The sequence below is a fragment of the Curtobacterium sp. Arg-1 genome, from assembly GCF_025643395.1.
In the GTDB taxonomy this organism is placed as follows: Bacteria; Actinomycetota; Actinomycetes; order Actinomycetales; family Microbacteriaceae; genus Curtobacterium; species Curtobacterium poinsettiae.
Map to the genome: position 1 here is coordinate 3,024,557 of NZ_CP095731.1, position 14,265 is coordinate 3,038,821.

Here is a 14,265-nt window from a genome sequence, read left to right on the forward strand (position 1 = left end):
GGGGCTACCGTGTCGGCCATGATCGGCACACTCGACGTCGTGGTCCTGGACTGCCCGGTCACCCGCGCCCTCGCCCGCTTCTACGCCGAGCTGCTCGGCGGGGAGATCGTCGGCTTCGACGAGGACTGGGCGGAGCTCGCCCTCCCGTTCACCGACCACCGTCCGATCCTGGCGTTCCAGCAGGTCGACGACTACCAGCCGCCGGAATGGCCCGGGCAGACGGTCCCGCAGCAGAGCCACCTCGACGTGAAGGTCGACGACCTGGACGACGGCGAGGCCGCGGTGCTCGCGATCGGCGCGACGGCCACGGGGTCAGGCACGGAGACGTTCCGCGTCTACCTCGACCCCGCGGGCCACCCGTTCTGCCTCATCCGGCCGTCGGACTGACCGGTTCGGTCGCCAGGCCCTCGACCACGGTGACGTTCGGCAGTGCGGTGAGTGCGGCGCCGGGCAGGAACAGCTTCGCGGCGCGACGCCCGGCACCGATGACGACCTCGGGGGCCTCGAGGACGCGCGCGTCGATGTAGAGCGGCCACGACGACGGCAGTCCGATCGGCGTGATGCCGCCGTACTCCATGCCGGTCAGCTCGACCGCCTCGTCCATCGGGGCGAAGCTCGCCTTGCGGACGTCGAGCAGCTGCTTCACGACGCGGTTGACGTCGAGCTTCGTCGATGCCAGGACGACGCAGGCGGCGTAACGGACCTCGTCGCCGCGCTTCCCCGCGACGACGATGCAGTTGGCACCGCCGGCCAGCGGGTAGCCGTACGCCTCCGAGAACGCGGCGGTGTCCGCCAGGTCGGCGTCGATCGGTGCGCCCTCGATCTTCGTCAGGACGTCGCTCGGCAACGCGACGAGGGCTTCGGCGACGGGGATCGCGAGGAATCCGGTGGCGACCAGGGCGGGAACACGTTCGAGCGTCGGCATGGCTCCACCGTAGGGAAGCGATCCCGCACGAGGGTGGAGTCATGACCGAACTCCGGGCGATCGACGTCGACCAGTGGGCCCGCCGCGAGCACTTCGAGCACTACCGGCAGCGGGTGCCGTGCGCGTACGAGGTGACCGTCGAGCTCGACGTCACCGCCTTCGTCGAGCGCGTCCGAGCAACCGGCCGTCGGACTTACGCGTCACAACTCTGGGCCATCGCGACCGTGGTGAACCGGCACGACGAGTTCCGGATGCAGCTGCTGGACGACGGCTCCCCCGCCGTGTGGGACCGCGTCCACCCGATGTTCACCGTGTTCCACCCGGACACCGAGACGTTCTCCGCCCTGGTCGTGCCGTACGACGAGGACTTCGGCACCTTCCACGATGCCGCGGTGTCGACGATCGAGCGGTACCGCGACGACACCCGGATGTTCCCGCAAGACGACCGCCCCGGCAACGTGTTCGACGTGTCGACCCTGCCGGGGGCGTCGTTCACCGGGTTCTCGTTGCAGGTGCGTGACGGCTGGGACCACCTGCTGCCGATCATCACACTCGGCGGGTACCGGACCGCTGGTGACCGGACGCTGCTCCCCCTGGCGCTGCACGTCAACCACGCCGCTGCCGACGGCTTCCACACGACCCGGCTGCTGCGCGAGCTCGAGGAGCTCTTCACCGACCCTGGCTGGCTCGGCTGACCCTGCCCGTCCTCGGACCGCATCTCCTACGCTGACCCCATGACGCCACAGTCGGAGCCCCTCGCCCGGAAACGCATCGGGCTCGTCGGCGCGGGCGGCATCTCCGTCGCGCACCTGCCCGGACTGCTCCGCCTGGGCGATGTGGTGGTGCACGCTCGCGAGGGCGCCCACGAACTCGTCGACGCCTTCGCCGACACCGCCCGTGCCGAGGGCAGCACGATCACCGTCGCCGACAGCCTCGACGAGCTCCTCGCCGCGGTCGACGTCGTCGACGTCGTGGTCCCGACACACGCTCACGCCGAGGTGGTCCGCGCGGCGATCGCCGCCGGCAAGGACGTCGTCTCCGAGAAGCCCCTGGCCCGGACCGACGCGGACGCGGCAGACCTGGCGGCCCGCGCTGCGGACGCGGGCGTCCAGCTCTACCCGGCCCAGGTGGTGCGCTGGTTCCCCGCTTACGCGCGCCTGCACGAGGCCGCGACCACGGGCCTCCTGGGCGACCTGGCGGTGTTGCGGTTCTCGCGGTCCGGCGCCTTCCCCACCCACGTCCCCTGGTTCGGCGACCGCGCGCTGTCGGGCGGGATCGTGATGGACCAGATGATCCACGACCTGGACATCGCCCGCTGGGTGGCGGGCGAGGTGACCCGGGTGTCGGCGGTGAGCGTCCGCGCGGGGTCCGAGGCGGAGCCGGTCGAGGCGGCGCACGTCCTGCTCACGCACGAGTCGGGCGCGATCAGCCACGTCGCCGGGCTGTGGGGGCCGCAGCACCTGGCCTTCACGACGGAGTACTCGGTGACGGGGACGCTCGGCAGCCTGTCGCACTCCTCCCGGGCCGAGGAGGACACCCGGAGCGACCTGGCGGCGCCGGCGTCCGTCGACGGTTTCCTGCCGCCGGTCGACCCGGCCGCCGACCCGTACGCGCTGGAGCTCACCGACTTCCTCGCAGCGTTCGACGGCGGTCGGCCACCCCGGGTCACCGTCGACGACGGCGTCGCCGCGGTGCGGATCGCGAACGCGGCGATCGAGTCGATCGAGTCCGGCCAGCCGGTCGAGGTCGCACGGTGACGCTCCGGATCGGGGTGCTCTCGTTCGCCCACACGCACGCCATCAGCTACCTCGGTGCCCTGGCGGCCATGCCCGATGTCGAGGTGCGCGGCACGGACCCGGGCGGGGTGTCGACGGGGACGGAACTCGGCGACCTGCGCGGAGCCGAACTGGCACGCGCGCTCGGCGCCGGGTACGCGGACTCCGTCGACGAACTGCTCGCCTGGGGCCCGGACGCGGTGATCGTCACGAGCGAGAACGCCCGGCACCGCGAGTTCGTCGAGCTCGCGGCGGCAGCGGGGGCAGACGTGCTCTGCGAGAAGCCGATCGCGACCTCGTGGCAGGACGGCCTCGCCATCCGCGATGCCGTGAACCGCGCCGGGGTGCTGCTGATGATGGCGTTCCCGGTGCGCTTCGCCTCGGCGTTCGACCGGCTGCGGGCGACGCGGGACTCCGGCGCACTCGGCACGGTGTTCTCGGTGCGGGGCGCGAACAACGGCATGCTGCCGCTGGCCCGCGACTGGTTCACCGACGTCCGGCTGAGCGGAGGCGGCGCCCTCGTCGACCACGTCGTGCACGTCGCCGACCTGATCGACGGGCTGACCGGAGCGACGCCGGTGTCCGTCACCGCCGTCGCGAACCAGGTGCTGCACGCCGACCGAGCGAACGCCGAGACCGCGGGCCTGGTGACCATCACGTACGACGACGGCACCATCGCGGCGATCGACTGCTCGTGGAGCCGACCGGACACGTCGCCGGTGTGGGGCGGCTTGACGCTCGACGTCGCCGGGACGGGCGGCACGGTGTCGGTGGACTTCTTCGGGGCGGCTGCTCGCGGGCTCGACGCCGTGGGCGGCCGGCCGATCGAGCTCCGGTACGGGCCCGACCACGACGTGCCGATGCTCCGGACGTTCCTGGCGGCCGTGGCGTCCGGGGAGCAGCCGCAGCCGGACGTCGGGGTCGGCCTGCGGACGCTGTCGATCGTGCTGGCGGCGCAGGAGTCGGTGCGGACGCGCCGGACGGTCGCGGTGCAGGCCGCGGGCTAGCCCCGCACCACACCGCGCCACCGTCGCCGCACGCCGCCCCACCCCTGCCCGCCCCCGCGCTACGCTCGTCCCGATGCGCGCAACCGTGCGGGACGTGGCCGCCCTCGCCGGGGTGTCCCCGAAGACCGTCTCCAACGTCGTCAACGGCGGCGTGGTCGTGCGCCCGGAGACCCGTGAACGCGTCGAGCGCGCGGTCGCCGAGCTCGACTACGTGCCGAACCTGTCCGCCCGCGGGCTGCGGAACGGCCGCTCGGGAGCGATCGCGCTGACGCTGCCGGAGATGGGCAGCGCCTACTCGGCCGAACTCGCGCAGTCGTTCGTGGAACTCGCCCGCGAACGCGGCTGGGTCGTGCAGCTCGAGCAGACCGGCAACGACCCGACTCTCGAACGCGAACTGGTGTCCCGCGCCCGCGCACACCTGGTGGACGGGCTGATCCTCAACCCGGTGTCGCTCAGCGCGAGTGTCCTGGCCTCGACCGAGGGGCTGCCGCCGACCGTCGTCATCGGCGAGGTCGAGCCCGAGCACGTCGACCAGGTGCACGTCGACAGCCGTGCGGCGGCCGAGCAGGTCACTGCACACCTCATCGCCCACGGGCACCGGCGCATCGCGATCGTCGGCGCGTCACCGGAGGGGGCTGCGACGGCGACGAGCGAGCTCCGCGAACGCGGGTACACCGCAGCGCTCACCGCAGCGGGCATCACACCCGACCCGTCGCTCCGCGTCCCGCTACCGGCGTGGACCACGAGCGCCGCGGCGACGACCTTCGCGGCCTGGCTCGACGAGCACCCCCTGCCCGACGCCGTCTTCGCCTTCACCGACTCGATCGCGTTCGGGGTGCTGCACGTGCTCGCCGCCCGCGGGGTCCGGGTGCCCGAGCAGGTCAGCGTCATCGGGTTCGACGACGTCGAGGCTGCCGCGTACGCGATCCCGTCGCTCAGCACGGTGTCGTTCGACCGTCGGGCCTTCGCGACGGCGGCACTCGACCTGCTGACCCGGCGGATCGCGGACCGCAGTGCCGCGCCGGAGACCGTCGTGGTGCCGCACCGGATCGTCGAGCGCGCGAGCGTCGCTGCCCGCTGAGCGCGTCGGCCGAGTCTCGGCCCGGCGGACAGTCGGAGCCCTCGGAACAGCGAGAACTGTCCGTCAGGCCGAGTCTCGGCTGGAACAGCCGTCAGCCGCAGCCGCCAGCACCGCCGACCGCGTCCGCGCATCGCCGAGGATCCGGAAGTGCCCGCCCACCGGCAACCGCACGTTCGTCGCGCCCTGCAGTTCGCTGCCCTCCGGGATGAGCGTGTCGAACACCCCGTACACCGACGTGATCCGCGCGTTGGCATCGAGTTCCCGCGCCAGTCCCGCCAACACCGGGTCCGCCGCCCGGAAGGCCCGCAGGTGCGGCACCGGCGCCAACCGCGCGTAGACCGACCCCGCGAAGGGCGTCGACACCGCGACCATCCGGTCGATCCGCTCGTGCTGGTCGAGCTGCGTCATCGCGTACTTGCCGATCAACCCGCCCTTGCTGTGCGCGAGCACGAGCACGTTCCGCAGGTCCTGTTCCTGCAGGTACGCCATCACCGCACGCGCCGAGTCCGGCACGGGTCGCAGGTTGTGCCGCAGGACCGGCAGCACGTGCACCGGGTGTCCCCGGTCGTGGAGCGCGTCCATCAGCGGCCGCATGAAGTGCCAGGTCTCGTAGACGCCGGGGACCACGACGACGGGCTGCCCGTCGCCGGTCCGGTAGTCGTCCGCGGTGGTCGGGCCGAGGCTCCGGACCTGCCACCGGGCCGCGTACCCCCAGTCGAGTGCGGCCCAGCAGGCACGCCGCACCAACGGGACACGGCCTGGAGGCCCGGATCGCGTCGTCCGCGCCGCCTCGGTCCCCGACGTGGCCGGCCGGGTCATCGGAGTCCCTCCAGGCGCTCGGCGCTGCGGAACGTCTCGAGGAGTCGTGCGAGCGCGTCCGGCTGCCGTTCCTGCACGTGGTGCGGCCCCGCCAGTTCCACGAAGGTGCCGTCCGGCGCAGCGGCCGCGAGCCGGGCCGACCAGTCGTGCCGCGCGATGGGGTCCTGGGTGCCGCGGACGACGAGGACGGGCTGCGTGACCTCGGTGATCGTCTGCTCGGTCGGGTAGCGGAGCATCGGCCCGAGCTCGCGCAGGTACTGGCGCATGCTCCGGAGGTAGTCGGTGACCAGGACCGTGTTCATCCGGACCCCCTCGACGAAGCCGTCGCGGCTCAGGTCGAGCGCCTGCATCGGGAGCGATCGCCGCTCGGCGTCGATCACCGGACCGACGAGCACGATCGCCGTGACGGCGTCGGGGTGACGGCGGGCGGACTCGATGACGACCTGCGTGCCCATCGACTGCCCGACGAGCACCAGGTCATCGTCGACCAGGTGTCGGACGGCCCGCACCACCACGTCGCCGAGCTCCTCGATCGACAGCCGCCGACCGGCCGCGGGCAACCAGCCGAACCCCGGCAGGTCGACGCTGATCGTGTGGTGCTCGGCGGCGACGGCGCGCTGCGACCGGGCGAAGGACCGGTGTGACATCCCGATGCCGTGGACGAACACGACGGTGGGGTCGGCCTCGTCACGGACCGGCCCGCGCGACGGCATGGTGTGCAGGCGCACGGGCAGCCCGTCGATCCGGACGGTCTCCACAGCAGCGCGCACGAGCCGAGGCTACGCGGCGGTTCGCAGCACCGGGTCAGCCTGGTCATCGGCTGCCCACAGCCGGGCCGTGTGGAGTGCTGGCATGAGCGACACCACTCCCACCAACGGCCACGAACCGGACGGCTCCGTCCCGGCGAACCGGGCGACGACGCCGACCGGCTGGGACGCCACCCCGACGTCGACCGCCACGCTCGACGGGCCCGCGCTCGCGCAACAACAGCAGCCGCAGCCGTACCGCGCCGACACCGGAGCCTGGAACCCCGGCGCCCCGAACGGCACCACCCCCTGGTACGGCGCCGGAGCCCCGGGCAACCGCCGGAGCACCGGCCCGAAGCCCCCGTGGTTCTGGCCGCTGCTCGCCGCCGTCGTCGCACTCGCAGCGTTGCTCGTCGGTGGCGGCGTCGGGTTCGCCGTCGGCCACGCGATCGGCGCCGATCGGTCACAGTCCACGACCCGGGTGCCGGGCACGGACCGGTTCCCGGGCAACGGCACCGGGAGCTGAGCGGCGGGTACGATCCGGACCATGCGGAAGACCACTGCCGGTCTGTTCACGTCGGTCGACGGCGTCGTGCAGGACCCCTACGAGTTCCAGTACGACAGCTTCGACGCCGAGCTCGGTGCCGCGGTGGGTGCCTTCACGGCCCGCACCGACACCGTGCTGCTCGGCCGGAACAGCTACCTCGAGTGGTCCGAGTGGTGGCCGGCCCACCCGGAGGACCCGTTCGGGCAGTGGATCAACCCGATCGAGAAGCACGTCGCCTCCACCACGCTCGGCGACGACCTGACCTGGCAGAACAGCACCCGGATCCCGGGCGACGTCCCCGCGTTCGTCCGCGACCTGCAGCAGCGCGACGGAGCCGACATCGCCGTGTGCGGCAGTGTCACGCTCGTCCGCAGCCTGCTGTTCGCCGGGGTCCTCGACGAACTGCAGCTCATGATCCACCCGGCGATCGCCGGCCGTGGCCGGCGGCTGTTCGAACCGACCGACCCGCCCACGCGCCTGCGTCTGGTCGACAGCACCGTGACGAGCAAGGGGAACGTGCTGAACACCTACGGGCGGTTCGACGCCTGACGGACGCACCACGGGCCTCCCGGCCCCTGCCCGTCATGCGCCCTGCCGAACCGCGCGTACCCTCGTGGGTGACCACACGCACCCGAGGAACACCGGAGCAAGCATGACCCAGGACACCCGCCCGCACGTCGTCATCGTCGGCGGTGGATTCGCCGGTGTGGCCGCCATGCGGGAGCTCGCCGACGCGCCGGTCCGGGTGACCCTGGTCGACCGCCACGTCTACAACATGTTCCAGCCCCTGATGTACCAGGTGGCGACGGGCGGCCTGAACGCCGGCGACGTGACGTACTTCCTGCGCTCGCTCCGTGCCCGGCAGTCGAACGCGGAGTTCCGCCACGGCCTGCTCACCGGCATCCGCACCGACGAGCGCATCGCCGAGATGTCCGACGGCGAACACCTGCACTACGACTACCTGATCCTCGCCAACGGCGTGAACACGAGCTACTTCGGCACCCCCGGCGCGTACGAGTACGCGTACTCGATGTACTCCCGCTCGCAGGCGCTCCGCATCCGCGACGAGCTGTTCACCCGACTCGAAGAGGCGGCGGCGAACCAGGGCCCCGACGAGATCCGCATCGTCATCGTCGGCGGCGGCGCGACCGGCGTCGAGATGGCCGGCGCGCTCGCCGAGCTCCGCGACCAGGCCCTCGTCGGCGCGTACCCGGAGATCGAGCGGGGCAACATCTCCATCACGCTCGTGCACCGCAGTGGTGAGCTGCTCAAGCCGTTCGCCCCGCGCCTGCGTCGCTACGCCGCCAAGGTGCTGCGGAAGCGCGGCGTCGTGCTCCGGCTGAACACCGGCGTCTCCGAGGTCAAGCCCGACGGCGTGATGACGGCGGACGGCGAGTTCATCCCCGCGTCGCAGGTCGTCTGGGCGACCGGTGTCGCCGCCCACAAGGAGGTCTCCGGCTGGGGCCTGCCGCAGACCCACGGCGGCCGCATCCAGGTGAACGACGACCTGAGCGTGAAGGGCGCCGAGCGCATCTTCTCCGCCGGCGACATCGCCGCGCAGGACGACGCCCTCGCCCAGCTCGCCCAGCCCGCACTGCAGGGCGGACGGCACTCGGCGCGGCAGATCGTGCGCCTGCTCGAGGGCAAGGCCACCGAGCGCTTCAAGTACTTCGACAAGGGCACCATGGCGACGATCGGCACGAACGCCGCGGTCGCCCAGCTGCGCGGCGGGATCACGATGGTCGGCCCGGTCGCCTGGCTCGCCTGGGTGTTCGTGCACATCACGAGCCTGCTCGGCGCCGGCAACCGGATGTCGACCCTGACGCACTTCTTCGTCCGCTACGTGTGGTTCATGCGGAAGCGCTCGATCCCGATCGTCGGCGACGTCCGCCCGGTGCGCCCGAACGGCGACCGCGAGCCGGACCCCTGGCAGCTGCAGAAGGCCGAGTAGCCGCCGAGTCCACTCGCGCGCTCGCGCGCTCGCTTCGTGAGCAGGAACGGTCGGGTCCGCACGTCGGACCCGACCGTTCCTGCTCACGGTGTGCGTGCGGCGGACGTTGGGCGCGACGGTCTGGAGGCGCGGTGCGGGCTGGCCACGGGCCTCCCGGCCGACGCGTGGTGCGCGGGGCTGGCGCCGACGCGGAACGACCATGTCGCCGTCGTACGACAGCGACATGGTCGCTGTGCGCGCAGCGCGACGGTCACACGTTCGGCGTCGACACTGACGAGCCTGGTACACCCCGCTCGTTGAGCCTCCTCTTACCCGCGAGAGGCACCCTGGTCGGCGACACGCAACCGAGCAGCGCGGGGAGGGACCATGTCGACGACGACGCTGACACACGCGCCGACGCACGCGCCGACACCGGCGCGACCGCAGCACCGCACGGCCACCCCGGCACGCGCCGGAACCGGTACGCCCGAGGCTCCGCCGCCCCCGCTGACGCACCGTGCGCCCGCGCTCGACGGACTCCGGACGCTCGCCATCCTGGTCGTCGTCCTGTACCACCTGCACGTGCCGCAGTTCGAGGGCGGCTTCATCGGGGTCACGGTCTTCTTCGTGCTCTCCGGGTTCCTCATCACGACGCTGCTGCTCGGCGAACGGCGCCGCACCGGGCGGGTGCGCCTCGGGTCGTTCTGGGTGAAGCGGCTGCTGCGCCTGTACCCGGCGCTGCTGGCGCTCGTCGTGGTCGGGCTGCTGCTCTGGAACTGGGTCGGTGACTACAAGGGCGCGTCACTGCACTCCGGCGAAGCGGCGTTCATCGCGCTGACCTACACGGGCAACCTGTTCCGCGCCTTCTGGGACACCTCGCAGGGCGTCTTCGCGCACACGTGGAGCCTGTCGATGGAGGAGCAGTTCTACCTGGTGTGGCCTCCGGTCCTGGTGCTGCTGGCCGCGCTCAGGGTGCGGCGTCGCTGGCTCCTCGCGGGGCTCGGCGTCCTGGTCGTCGGGGCGTCGGCGGTGTCGTGGGCGAGCTACCGGACCCCGAGCGGCGGGACCACGCCCGACGTCTACTTCTCGCCCGTGCTCGGGGTGGTGCCGCTCGCGATCGGCTGCGGACTCGCCCTGCTGCTCGACGACGAACGCGTGCGGGTGCGGGCCGCCGGGGTCCTGGGGCACCTGGCGACCTGGGTCGGCCTCGTGCTGCTGGTCGCGGTGCTGCTCGGCATCGACGACGACTGGACCGAGCACGCGTCGACGTTCGGGATCGTGCTGCCGGCGACCGGACTGGTCTCGGCGGTGGCGATCGGCGGCCTGGTCTCGGTCCGGTCCCCCGTGTCCGCGGCCCTGGGGTGGACGCCGGTGTCGTGGTTCGGCCGCCGGGTGTCGTACTCGGCGTACCTCTGGCACCCGCTGGTGATCGCGCTGCTCGGCACCTTCGCGATCGGCCCCTGGGGCACGGTCGGCCTGGTCGGCGCCGTGGTGATCGTGTCGATCGGTGCCGCGTACGCCGTCGAGGTGCCCGTCGAGCGGTTCCGCGCGCGGGCTCGTGCGGCACGCAGCGCATCCGCGCCGATGCCTGCGGCCGCACCTGTGCCTGCGCCCGCGCTCGCGCCGTCGAGTGAGCAGAAGACGTCGGGTACGGCGCGCTGACCCGACGCCTTCTGCTCACTGAGTGCCCCGGCGCACGCCGACCGTAGGCTCGCCCCCGTGCACTCGGAACGGACGGACGTCCTCGTCGTCGGCGGCGGACCCGTCGGGCTGTTCGTGGCGGCGCTCCTCGCGGCGCGGGGCGTCGACGTCCGGGTGTGGGAACGCCGCGCGGAGCCGCCGACCGGTTCGCGGGCCATCGGCATCCACCCGCCGTCCCTCGACGCGTTCGCCGCGATCGGCCTGGACACCGCGGTGCTCGCCGAGGCGTCGCTCGTCCGTGCAGGGGTGGCCAGGAGCCGCGGTCGGACCCTCGGCACGCTGCGCTTCGACCGGGCTTCGCCGACCCACCCGTACGTGGCGACCCTCGACCAGCACCGCACCGAGTCCCTGCTCCGCGACCGGCTCCACACCGGTGCGCCGGAGGCCCTGCGTACCGGGACCGCCCTGACCGCCCTGACCCGGCACACCGACCACGTCGATGCCACCGGGACCGGGCCGGACGGCGACGTGGTGACGGTCCGTGCGGCCTTCGTCGTCGGTGCGGACGGCGCTCGGAGCGTCGTCCGTGACCTGCTCGGCATCGGAACGACCGGACGCGAGTACCCGGACCGCTACGTGATGGGCGACTTCGCCGACCCCGAGGCTCCGTCGGCCCGGTCCGCCGCGCTGGTCGACGTGGGCCCGGACGGCGTGGTCGAGTCCTTCCCGCTGCCGGGCGCGCGTCGCCGGTACGTGGCACTGGTGCCGGACGACGCAGCGTTCGCCGCAGCGGAACGCGGCGCGACGGGCGACCCGGACCCCGCGCTCGTCGCCCGTCTCGCGGCACTCGTCGCGGAGCGCACCGGTGTCGTCCCCGACCCGGCGACCTGCTCGATGACCAGCGGCTTCCGGGTGCGTCGCCGCACGGCCGACCGCGTCGGTGCCGGCCGGGTCGTGCTCGTCGGGGACGCCGCACACGAGATCAGCCCGATCGGCGGGCAGGGCATGAACCTCGGGTGGCTCGACGCCGCCGAGTTGGCGCCGCTGCTCGCCGGAGCGGTCCGCACCGGCACGGCCGGGCCGTGGCCGGGCTACGCCGCCCGCCGCCAGGCAGCCGCCCGTCGTGCGGCTCGCCAGGCCGAGGCGAACATGGCGCTCGGTCGTCCGCTCGGCCCCGTCAGCACGACCGGACGGGAGGCGCTGCTCCGGACCGCCCTGTCGCTGCCGACCGCGCACGGCTTGGCCCGGCTCTACGCGATGCGCTGGGCCTGACGGCTCACGTCAGGCGACGAGTCGCGCGCCCGCGAAGCCGAGCTCGACGACGAGCACGAGCGACGACGCGATGACCAGCCGGAACAGGGTGCGCGACGCCCGTCCCGCGAGCACCAGCCGCACGCCGACGACGGCGAGGACGAGCACCACGACGGCACCGAGGACCGCGAGCACGACCCCGACGCCCCGCACCGGGTCGTCACCGAGCACCTGTCCGCCGAGCACCAGGGCGGCCGCGACGACGAGCGAGGCGAACGCGACGATCCCCGCGCCGCGGAGCCCGAGCCGGTGCGGGAACCCCCGGACACCGGTGGCGGCGTCGTCGACCAGGTCGGGCAGCACGTTGGTGCAGTGGATCGCGATGCCGAAGACGGCCCCCGTCGCGATCGCCCACCACGTCGGCCACTGTCCCTCGGGCCCGGCCGCGACGGACACGACGGGCAACAGCCCGAAGGCGACGATGAACGGCGCCACCGACCACACCGAACGCTTCAGGCCGGCGTCGTAGGCCCACCCGGCGGCGACCAGCACGAGGTGCGCGACCGCGGCGACCGGCCCGAGGAACAGCGAGAGCACCACGGCGATCCCGGCGCTGGCGTACGCGGCGGTACGGACGGTGCCGACGGCGATGAGGCCGCGGGCCACGGGCTTGTCGCGCCGTCCGACGGCCCGGTCGCGGTCCGCGTCGATCCAGTCGTTCGCCAGCCCGATGGACAGCTGCCCGGCGACGACCGTCAGCGCCACCAGGGCCACGAGCCACACCGGGTGTCCGACGGCGGCGGCGACCACCGCGGCGAGGACGGTCACGGTGACGGTCGGCCCGGGGTGCGACGACGCGAAGAGCAGTCGTGCGGTCGACGGGGCGCTGCTGGCGGTCACCCGGTCAGCGTACGGAACGCTCCTGCGCGGTCGTGGGGCCGGTCACGGGACCGCGGTCACCTCGACGCCGAAGCGGTCGACGAGCTCGCGCTTGAGCACCTTGCCGCTCGGGCCGAGCGGCAGCGCGTCGAGGACGTGCACGACCCGGGGGTACTTGTACGCGGCGATCTCAGCGGCGACGAAGTCGACCAGGACCTGCGGCTCGACGGTCGCGCCGGAGCGCAGGACCACCGCCGCCTCGATCTCCTGCCCGTGCACCGCGTGCGGCACGCCGAACACCGCGGCCATCGCCACGTCGGGGTGGGTGGCGAGCACCTCCTCGACCTGGCGGGGGTACACGTTGTAGCCGTTGCGGATGATCATGTCCTTGGTGCGGTCGACGATCGTCAGGTAGCCGTCGTCGTCCTTCGTGCCCAGGTCGCCGGTGCGGAACCACCCGTCGACGATGGCCTCCGCGGTGTCCTCGGGCCGGTCGAGGTACCCGTTCATCAGGTTGTGGCCGCGGATCACGAGCTCGCCGATCGCACCGTGCGGCAGCATGACGATCGCGTCGCGGACCTCGGGGTCGGCGATCTCGACGTCGACGCCCCACACCGGCGTGCCGATCGTGCCGGGCCGCGGCGGCTGTCCGACGTGGTTGAAGGTGGCGACCGGCGAGGTCTCGGTCAGGCCGTACCCCTCGTGGATCGGGGCGTCGAAGACCTGCTCGAACCGCTCGAGCACCGCCAGCGGCAGCGAGGCACCACCGGAGATCGCGTACCGGAGCGTCGGACGGGCCTCGGACCGGGTCGCGGCGTCGAGCAGCGCCATGTACATCGTCGGGACGCCCATGAAGATGCCGCAGCCGTGCTCGACCATCGCGGCGAGCGCCGAGTCGCCGTCGAACTTCGGCAGCATGACCAGCGTCGCGCCGGTGCGGAACCCGGTGTTCATCGTGCAGGTCTGCCCGAACGTGTGGAACAGCGGCAGCGCGCCGAGCAGGACGTCGCCGCGGTGCATGTCGAACGTGGTCATCAGGTTGGTGTTGACCTGTTCGAGCAGTGCGAAGTGCGACCCCTCGGCACCCTTGGGCTGGCCGGTGGTGCCGCTCGTGTACAGGATGGTCGCGGTGTCGAACGGGTGCCTGGGGACGTAGGTGTCGAGCGGTTCGCTCTGCGCGGCCAGGGCCTCGAGCCGGTCGGGGCCGGCCGCGGACTGGTCGCCGGTCGGAGCCTGCGCAGGGGCCGGCGCGAGCACGGTCACCACGTCGACCCCGGCCAGCTCGGCGCCGGCAGCACCTTCGCCGAGCAGCGGTGCGGCGCAGACGAGCAACGTGGCCCCGCTGTCGCGCAGGACGTACTCGATCTCGCGGCGTTTCAGCAGGGCGTGCACGGGCACGGCCACCGCGCCGAGGGCGAGTGTGGCGTAGTAGACGCGGGGGAAGTCCGCGACGTTCGGCACGAGCATCGCGACCTTCGACCCCTCGGTGACGCCCCGCGCACGGAGCGCTCCGGCGTAGGACAGGGTCTGGGCCCACAGCTCGGCGTAGGTGGTGCGGACGTCGCCGACGATGACGGCGACGTCGTCGGGGTACCGTGCCGCCGACTCGGCGAGGATCGCTGCGACCGATGCGGTCGCGCGGGTGGTGTGGGTGTCGTGCATGC

15 protein-coding genes are annotated in these 14,265 nt (G+C 72.9%); 10 read left to right on the forward strand and 5 right to left on the reverse strand.

What is annotated here, in order from left to right; genetic code table 11:
- The first annotated feature begins 18 nt into the window (after positions 1-18).
- On the forward strand, positions 19-387 hold the full coding sequence (locus tag MXD64_RS14450; RefSeq protein WP_263136680.1) for a VOC family protein: 369 nt from the start codon (positions 19-21) through the stop codon (positions 385-387).
- Here MXD64_RS14450 and MXD64_RS14455 read toward each other — a convergent pair.
- Positions 368-925, reverse strand: a complete 558-nt coding sequence (locus tag MXD64_RS14455) for a YbaK/EbsC family protein (RefSeq protein ID WP_263136681.1) — start codon at positions 923-925, stop codon at positions 368-370. The two genes, MXD64_RS14450 and MXD64_RS14455, sit on opposite strands and share 20 nt — an antisense overlap.
- Positions 926-966: 41 nt before the next feature.
- On the opposite strand from MXD64_RS14455, the gene MXD64_RS14460 reads away from it, so the two are divergent.
- The 4 genes from MXD64_RS14460 to MXD64_RS14475 all read left to right on the forward strand — a co-directional run bounded on the left by MXD64_RS14460 (position 967) and on the right by MXD64_RS14475 (position 4,788).
- Positions 967-1,620 (forward strand): chloramphenicol acetyltransferase, encoded by a 654-nt coding sequence (locus MXD64_RS14460; RefSeq protein WP_263136683.1) that lies wholly within the window; start codon positions 967-969, stop codon positions 1,618-1,620.
- Positions 1,621-1,659: 39 nt separating this feature from the next.
- Positions 1,660-2,682, forward strand: coding sequence for a Gfo/Idh/MocA family protein (locus tag MXD64_RS14465; protein ID WP_214533210.1), 1,023 nt, complete (start codon positions 1,660-1,662; stop codon positions 2,680-2,682).
- Entirely contained in the window at positions 2,679-3,707 is a 1,029-nt protein-coding gene (locus MXD64_RS14470; RefSeq protein WP_263136684.1) for a Gfo/Idh/MocA family protein, read from the forward strand. Before MXD64_RS14465 ends, MXD64_RS14470 begins: the two co-directional genes overlap by 4 nt.
- A gap of 73 nt (positions 3,708-3,780) precedes the next feature.
- Entirely contained in the window at positions 3,781-4,788 is a 1,008-nt protein-coding gene (locus MXD64_RS14475; protein WP_263136685.1) for a LacI family DNA-binding transcriptional regulator, read from the forward strand.
- 63 nt (positions 4,789-4,851) lie between these two features.
- Here the strand turns inward: MXD64_RS14475 and MXD64_RS14480 are convergent, their stop codons facing one another.
- Positions 4,852-5,607 (reverse strand): esterase/lipase family protein, encoded by a 756-nt coding sequence (locus MXD64_RS14480; RefSeq protein WP_250891690.1) that lies wholly within the window; start codon positions 5,605-5,607, stop codon positions 4,852-4,854.
- Positions 5,604-6,377, reverse strand: coding sequence for an alpha/beta fold hydrolase (locus tag MXD64_RS14485; protein WP_139179657.1), 774 nt, complete (start codon positions 6,375-6,377; stop codon positions 5,604-5,606). The genes MXD64_RS14480 and MXD64_RS14485 overlap by 4 nt, the downstream gene beginning before the upstream one ends.
- 82 nt (positions 6,378-6,459) lie before the next feature.
- Between MXD64_RS14485 and MXD64_RS14490 the strand changes: the two genes are divergently transcribed.
- The 5 genes from MXD64_RS14490 to MXD64_RS14510 all read left to right on the forward strand — a co-directional run bounded on the left by MXD64_RS14490 (position 6,460) and on the right by MXD64_RS14510 (position 11,743).
- A complete protein-coding gene (locus tag MXD64_RS14490) occupies positions 6,460-6,879 on the forward strand; it encodes a hypothetical protein (protein ID WP_214585140.1) in 420 nt (139 codons plus the stop codon).
- Between the two features lie 21 nt (positions 6,880-6,900).
- Positions 6,901-7,449 carry a dihydrofolate reductase family protein gene (locus tag MXD64_RS14495; RefSeq protein WP_263136686.1) on the forward strand — a complete coding sequence of 183 codons (549 nt, stop codon included), beginning with the start codon at positions 6,901-6,903 and terminating at the stop codon, positions 7,447-7,449.
- Between the two features lie 103 nt (positions 7,450-7,552).
- Positions 7,553-8,851 (forward strand): NAD(P)/FAD-dependent oxidoreductase, encoded by a 1,299-nt coding sequence (locus tag MXD64_RS14500; RefSeq protein WP_017886975.1) that lies wholly within the window; start codon positions 7,553-7,555, stop codon positions 8,849-8,851.
- A 366-nt stretch (positions 8,852-9,217) separates the two neighbouring features.
- Positions 9,218-10,492, forward strand: a complete 1,275-nt coding sequence (locus MXD64_RS14505; RefSeq protein WP_263136687.1) for an acyltransferase family protein — start codon at positions 9,218-9,220, stop codon at positions 10,490-10,492.
- Between the two features lie 57 nt (positions 10,493-10,549).
- On the forward strand, positions 10,550-11,743 hold the full coding sequence (locus tag MXD64_RS14510) for an FAD-dependent oxidoreductase (protein WP_159556086.1): 1,194 nt from the start codon (positions 10,550-10,552) through the stop codon (positions 11,741-11,743).
- A gap of 9 nt (positions 11,744-11,752) precedes the next feature.
- On the opposite strand, the gene MXD64_RS14515 is transcribed toward MXD64_RS14510, so the two are convergent.
- Entirely contained in the window at positions 11,753-12,622 is an 870-nt protein-coding gene (locus MXD64_RS14515) for a UbiA family prenyltransferase (protein WP_159556087.1), read from the reverse strand.
- 42 nt (positions 12,623-12,664) lie between these two features.
- Positions 12,665-14,263, reverse strand: a complete 1,599-nt coding sequence (locus MXD64_RS14520) for a long-chain-fatty-acid--CoA ligase (RefSeq protein ID WP_071250437.1) — start codon at positions 14,261-14,263, stop codon at positions 12,665-12,667.
- Between the last annotated feature and the right edge of the window lie 2 nt (positions 14,264-14,265).

Bases quoted from the DNA above. Each gene is read 5' to 3' on its own strand.
- MXD64_RS14450 (WP_263136680.1), top strand. From the start codon at position 19: ATGATCGGCACACTCGACGTCGTGGTCCTGGACTGCCCGGTCACCCGC.
- MXD64_RS14455 (WP_263136681.1), bottom strand. From the start codon at position 925: ATGCCGACGCTCGAACGTGTTCCCGCCCTGGTCGCCACCGGATTCCTC.
- MXD64_RS14460 (WP_263136683.1), top strand. From the start codon at position 967: ATGACCGAACTCCGGGCGATCGACGTCGACCAGTGGGCCCGCCGCGAG.
- MXD64_RS14465 (WP_214533210.1), top strand. From the start codon at position 1,660: ATGACGCCACAGTCGGAGCCCCTCGCCCGGAAACGCATCGGGCTCGTC.
- MXD64_RS14475 (WP_263136685.1), top strand. From the start codon at position 3,781: ATGCGCGCAACCGTGCGGGACGTGGCCGCCCTCGCCGGGGTGTCCCCG.
- MXD64_RS14480 (WP_250891690.1), bottom strand. From the start codon at position 5,607: ATGACCCGGCCGGCCACGTCGGGGACCGAGGCGGCGCGGACGACGCGA.
- MXD64_RS14490 (WP_214585140.1), top strand. From the start codon at position 6,460: ATGAGCGACACCACTCCCACCAACGGCCACGAACCGGACGGCTCCGTC.
- MXD64_RS14495 (WP_263136686.1), top strand. From the start codon at position 6,901: ATGCGGAAGACCACTGCCGGTCTGTTCACGTCGGTCGACGGCGTCGTG.
- MXD64_RS14500 (WP_017886975.1), top strand. From the start codon at position 7,553: ATGACCCAGGACACCCGCCCGCACGTCGTCATCGTCGGCGGTGGATTC.
- MXD64_RS14505 (WP_263136687.1), top strand. From the start codon at position 9,218: ATGTCGACGACGACGCTGACACACGCGCCGACGCACGCGCCGACACCG.
- MXD64_RS14520 (WP_071250437.1), bottom strand. From the start codon at position 14,263: ATGCACGACACCCACACCACCCGCGCGACCGCATCGGTCGCAGCGATC.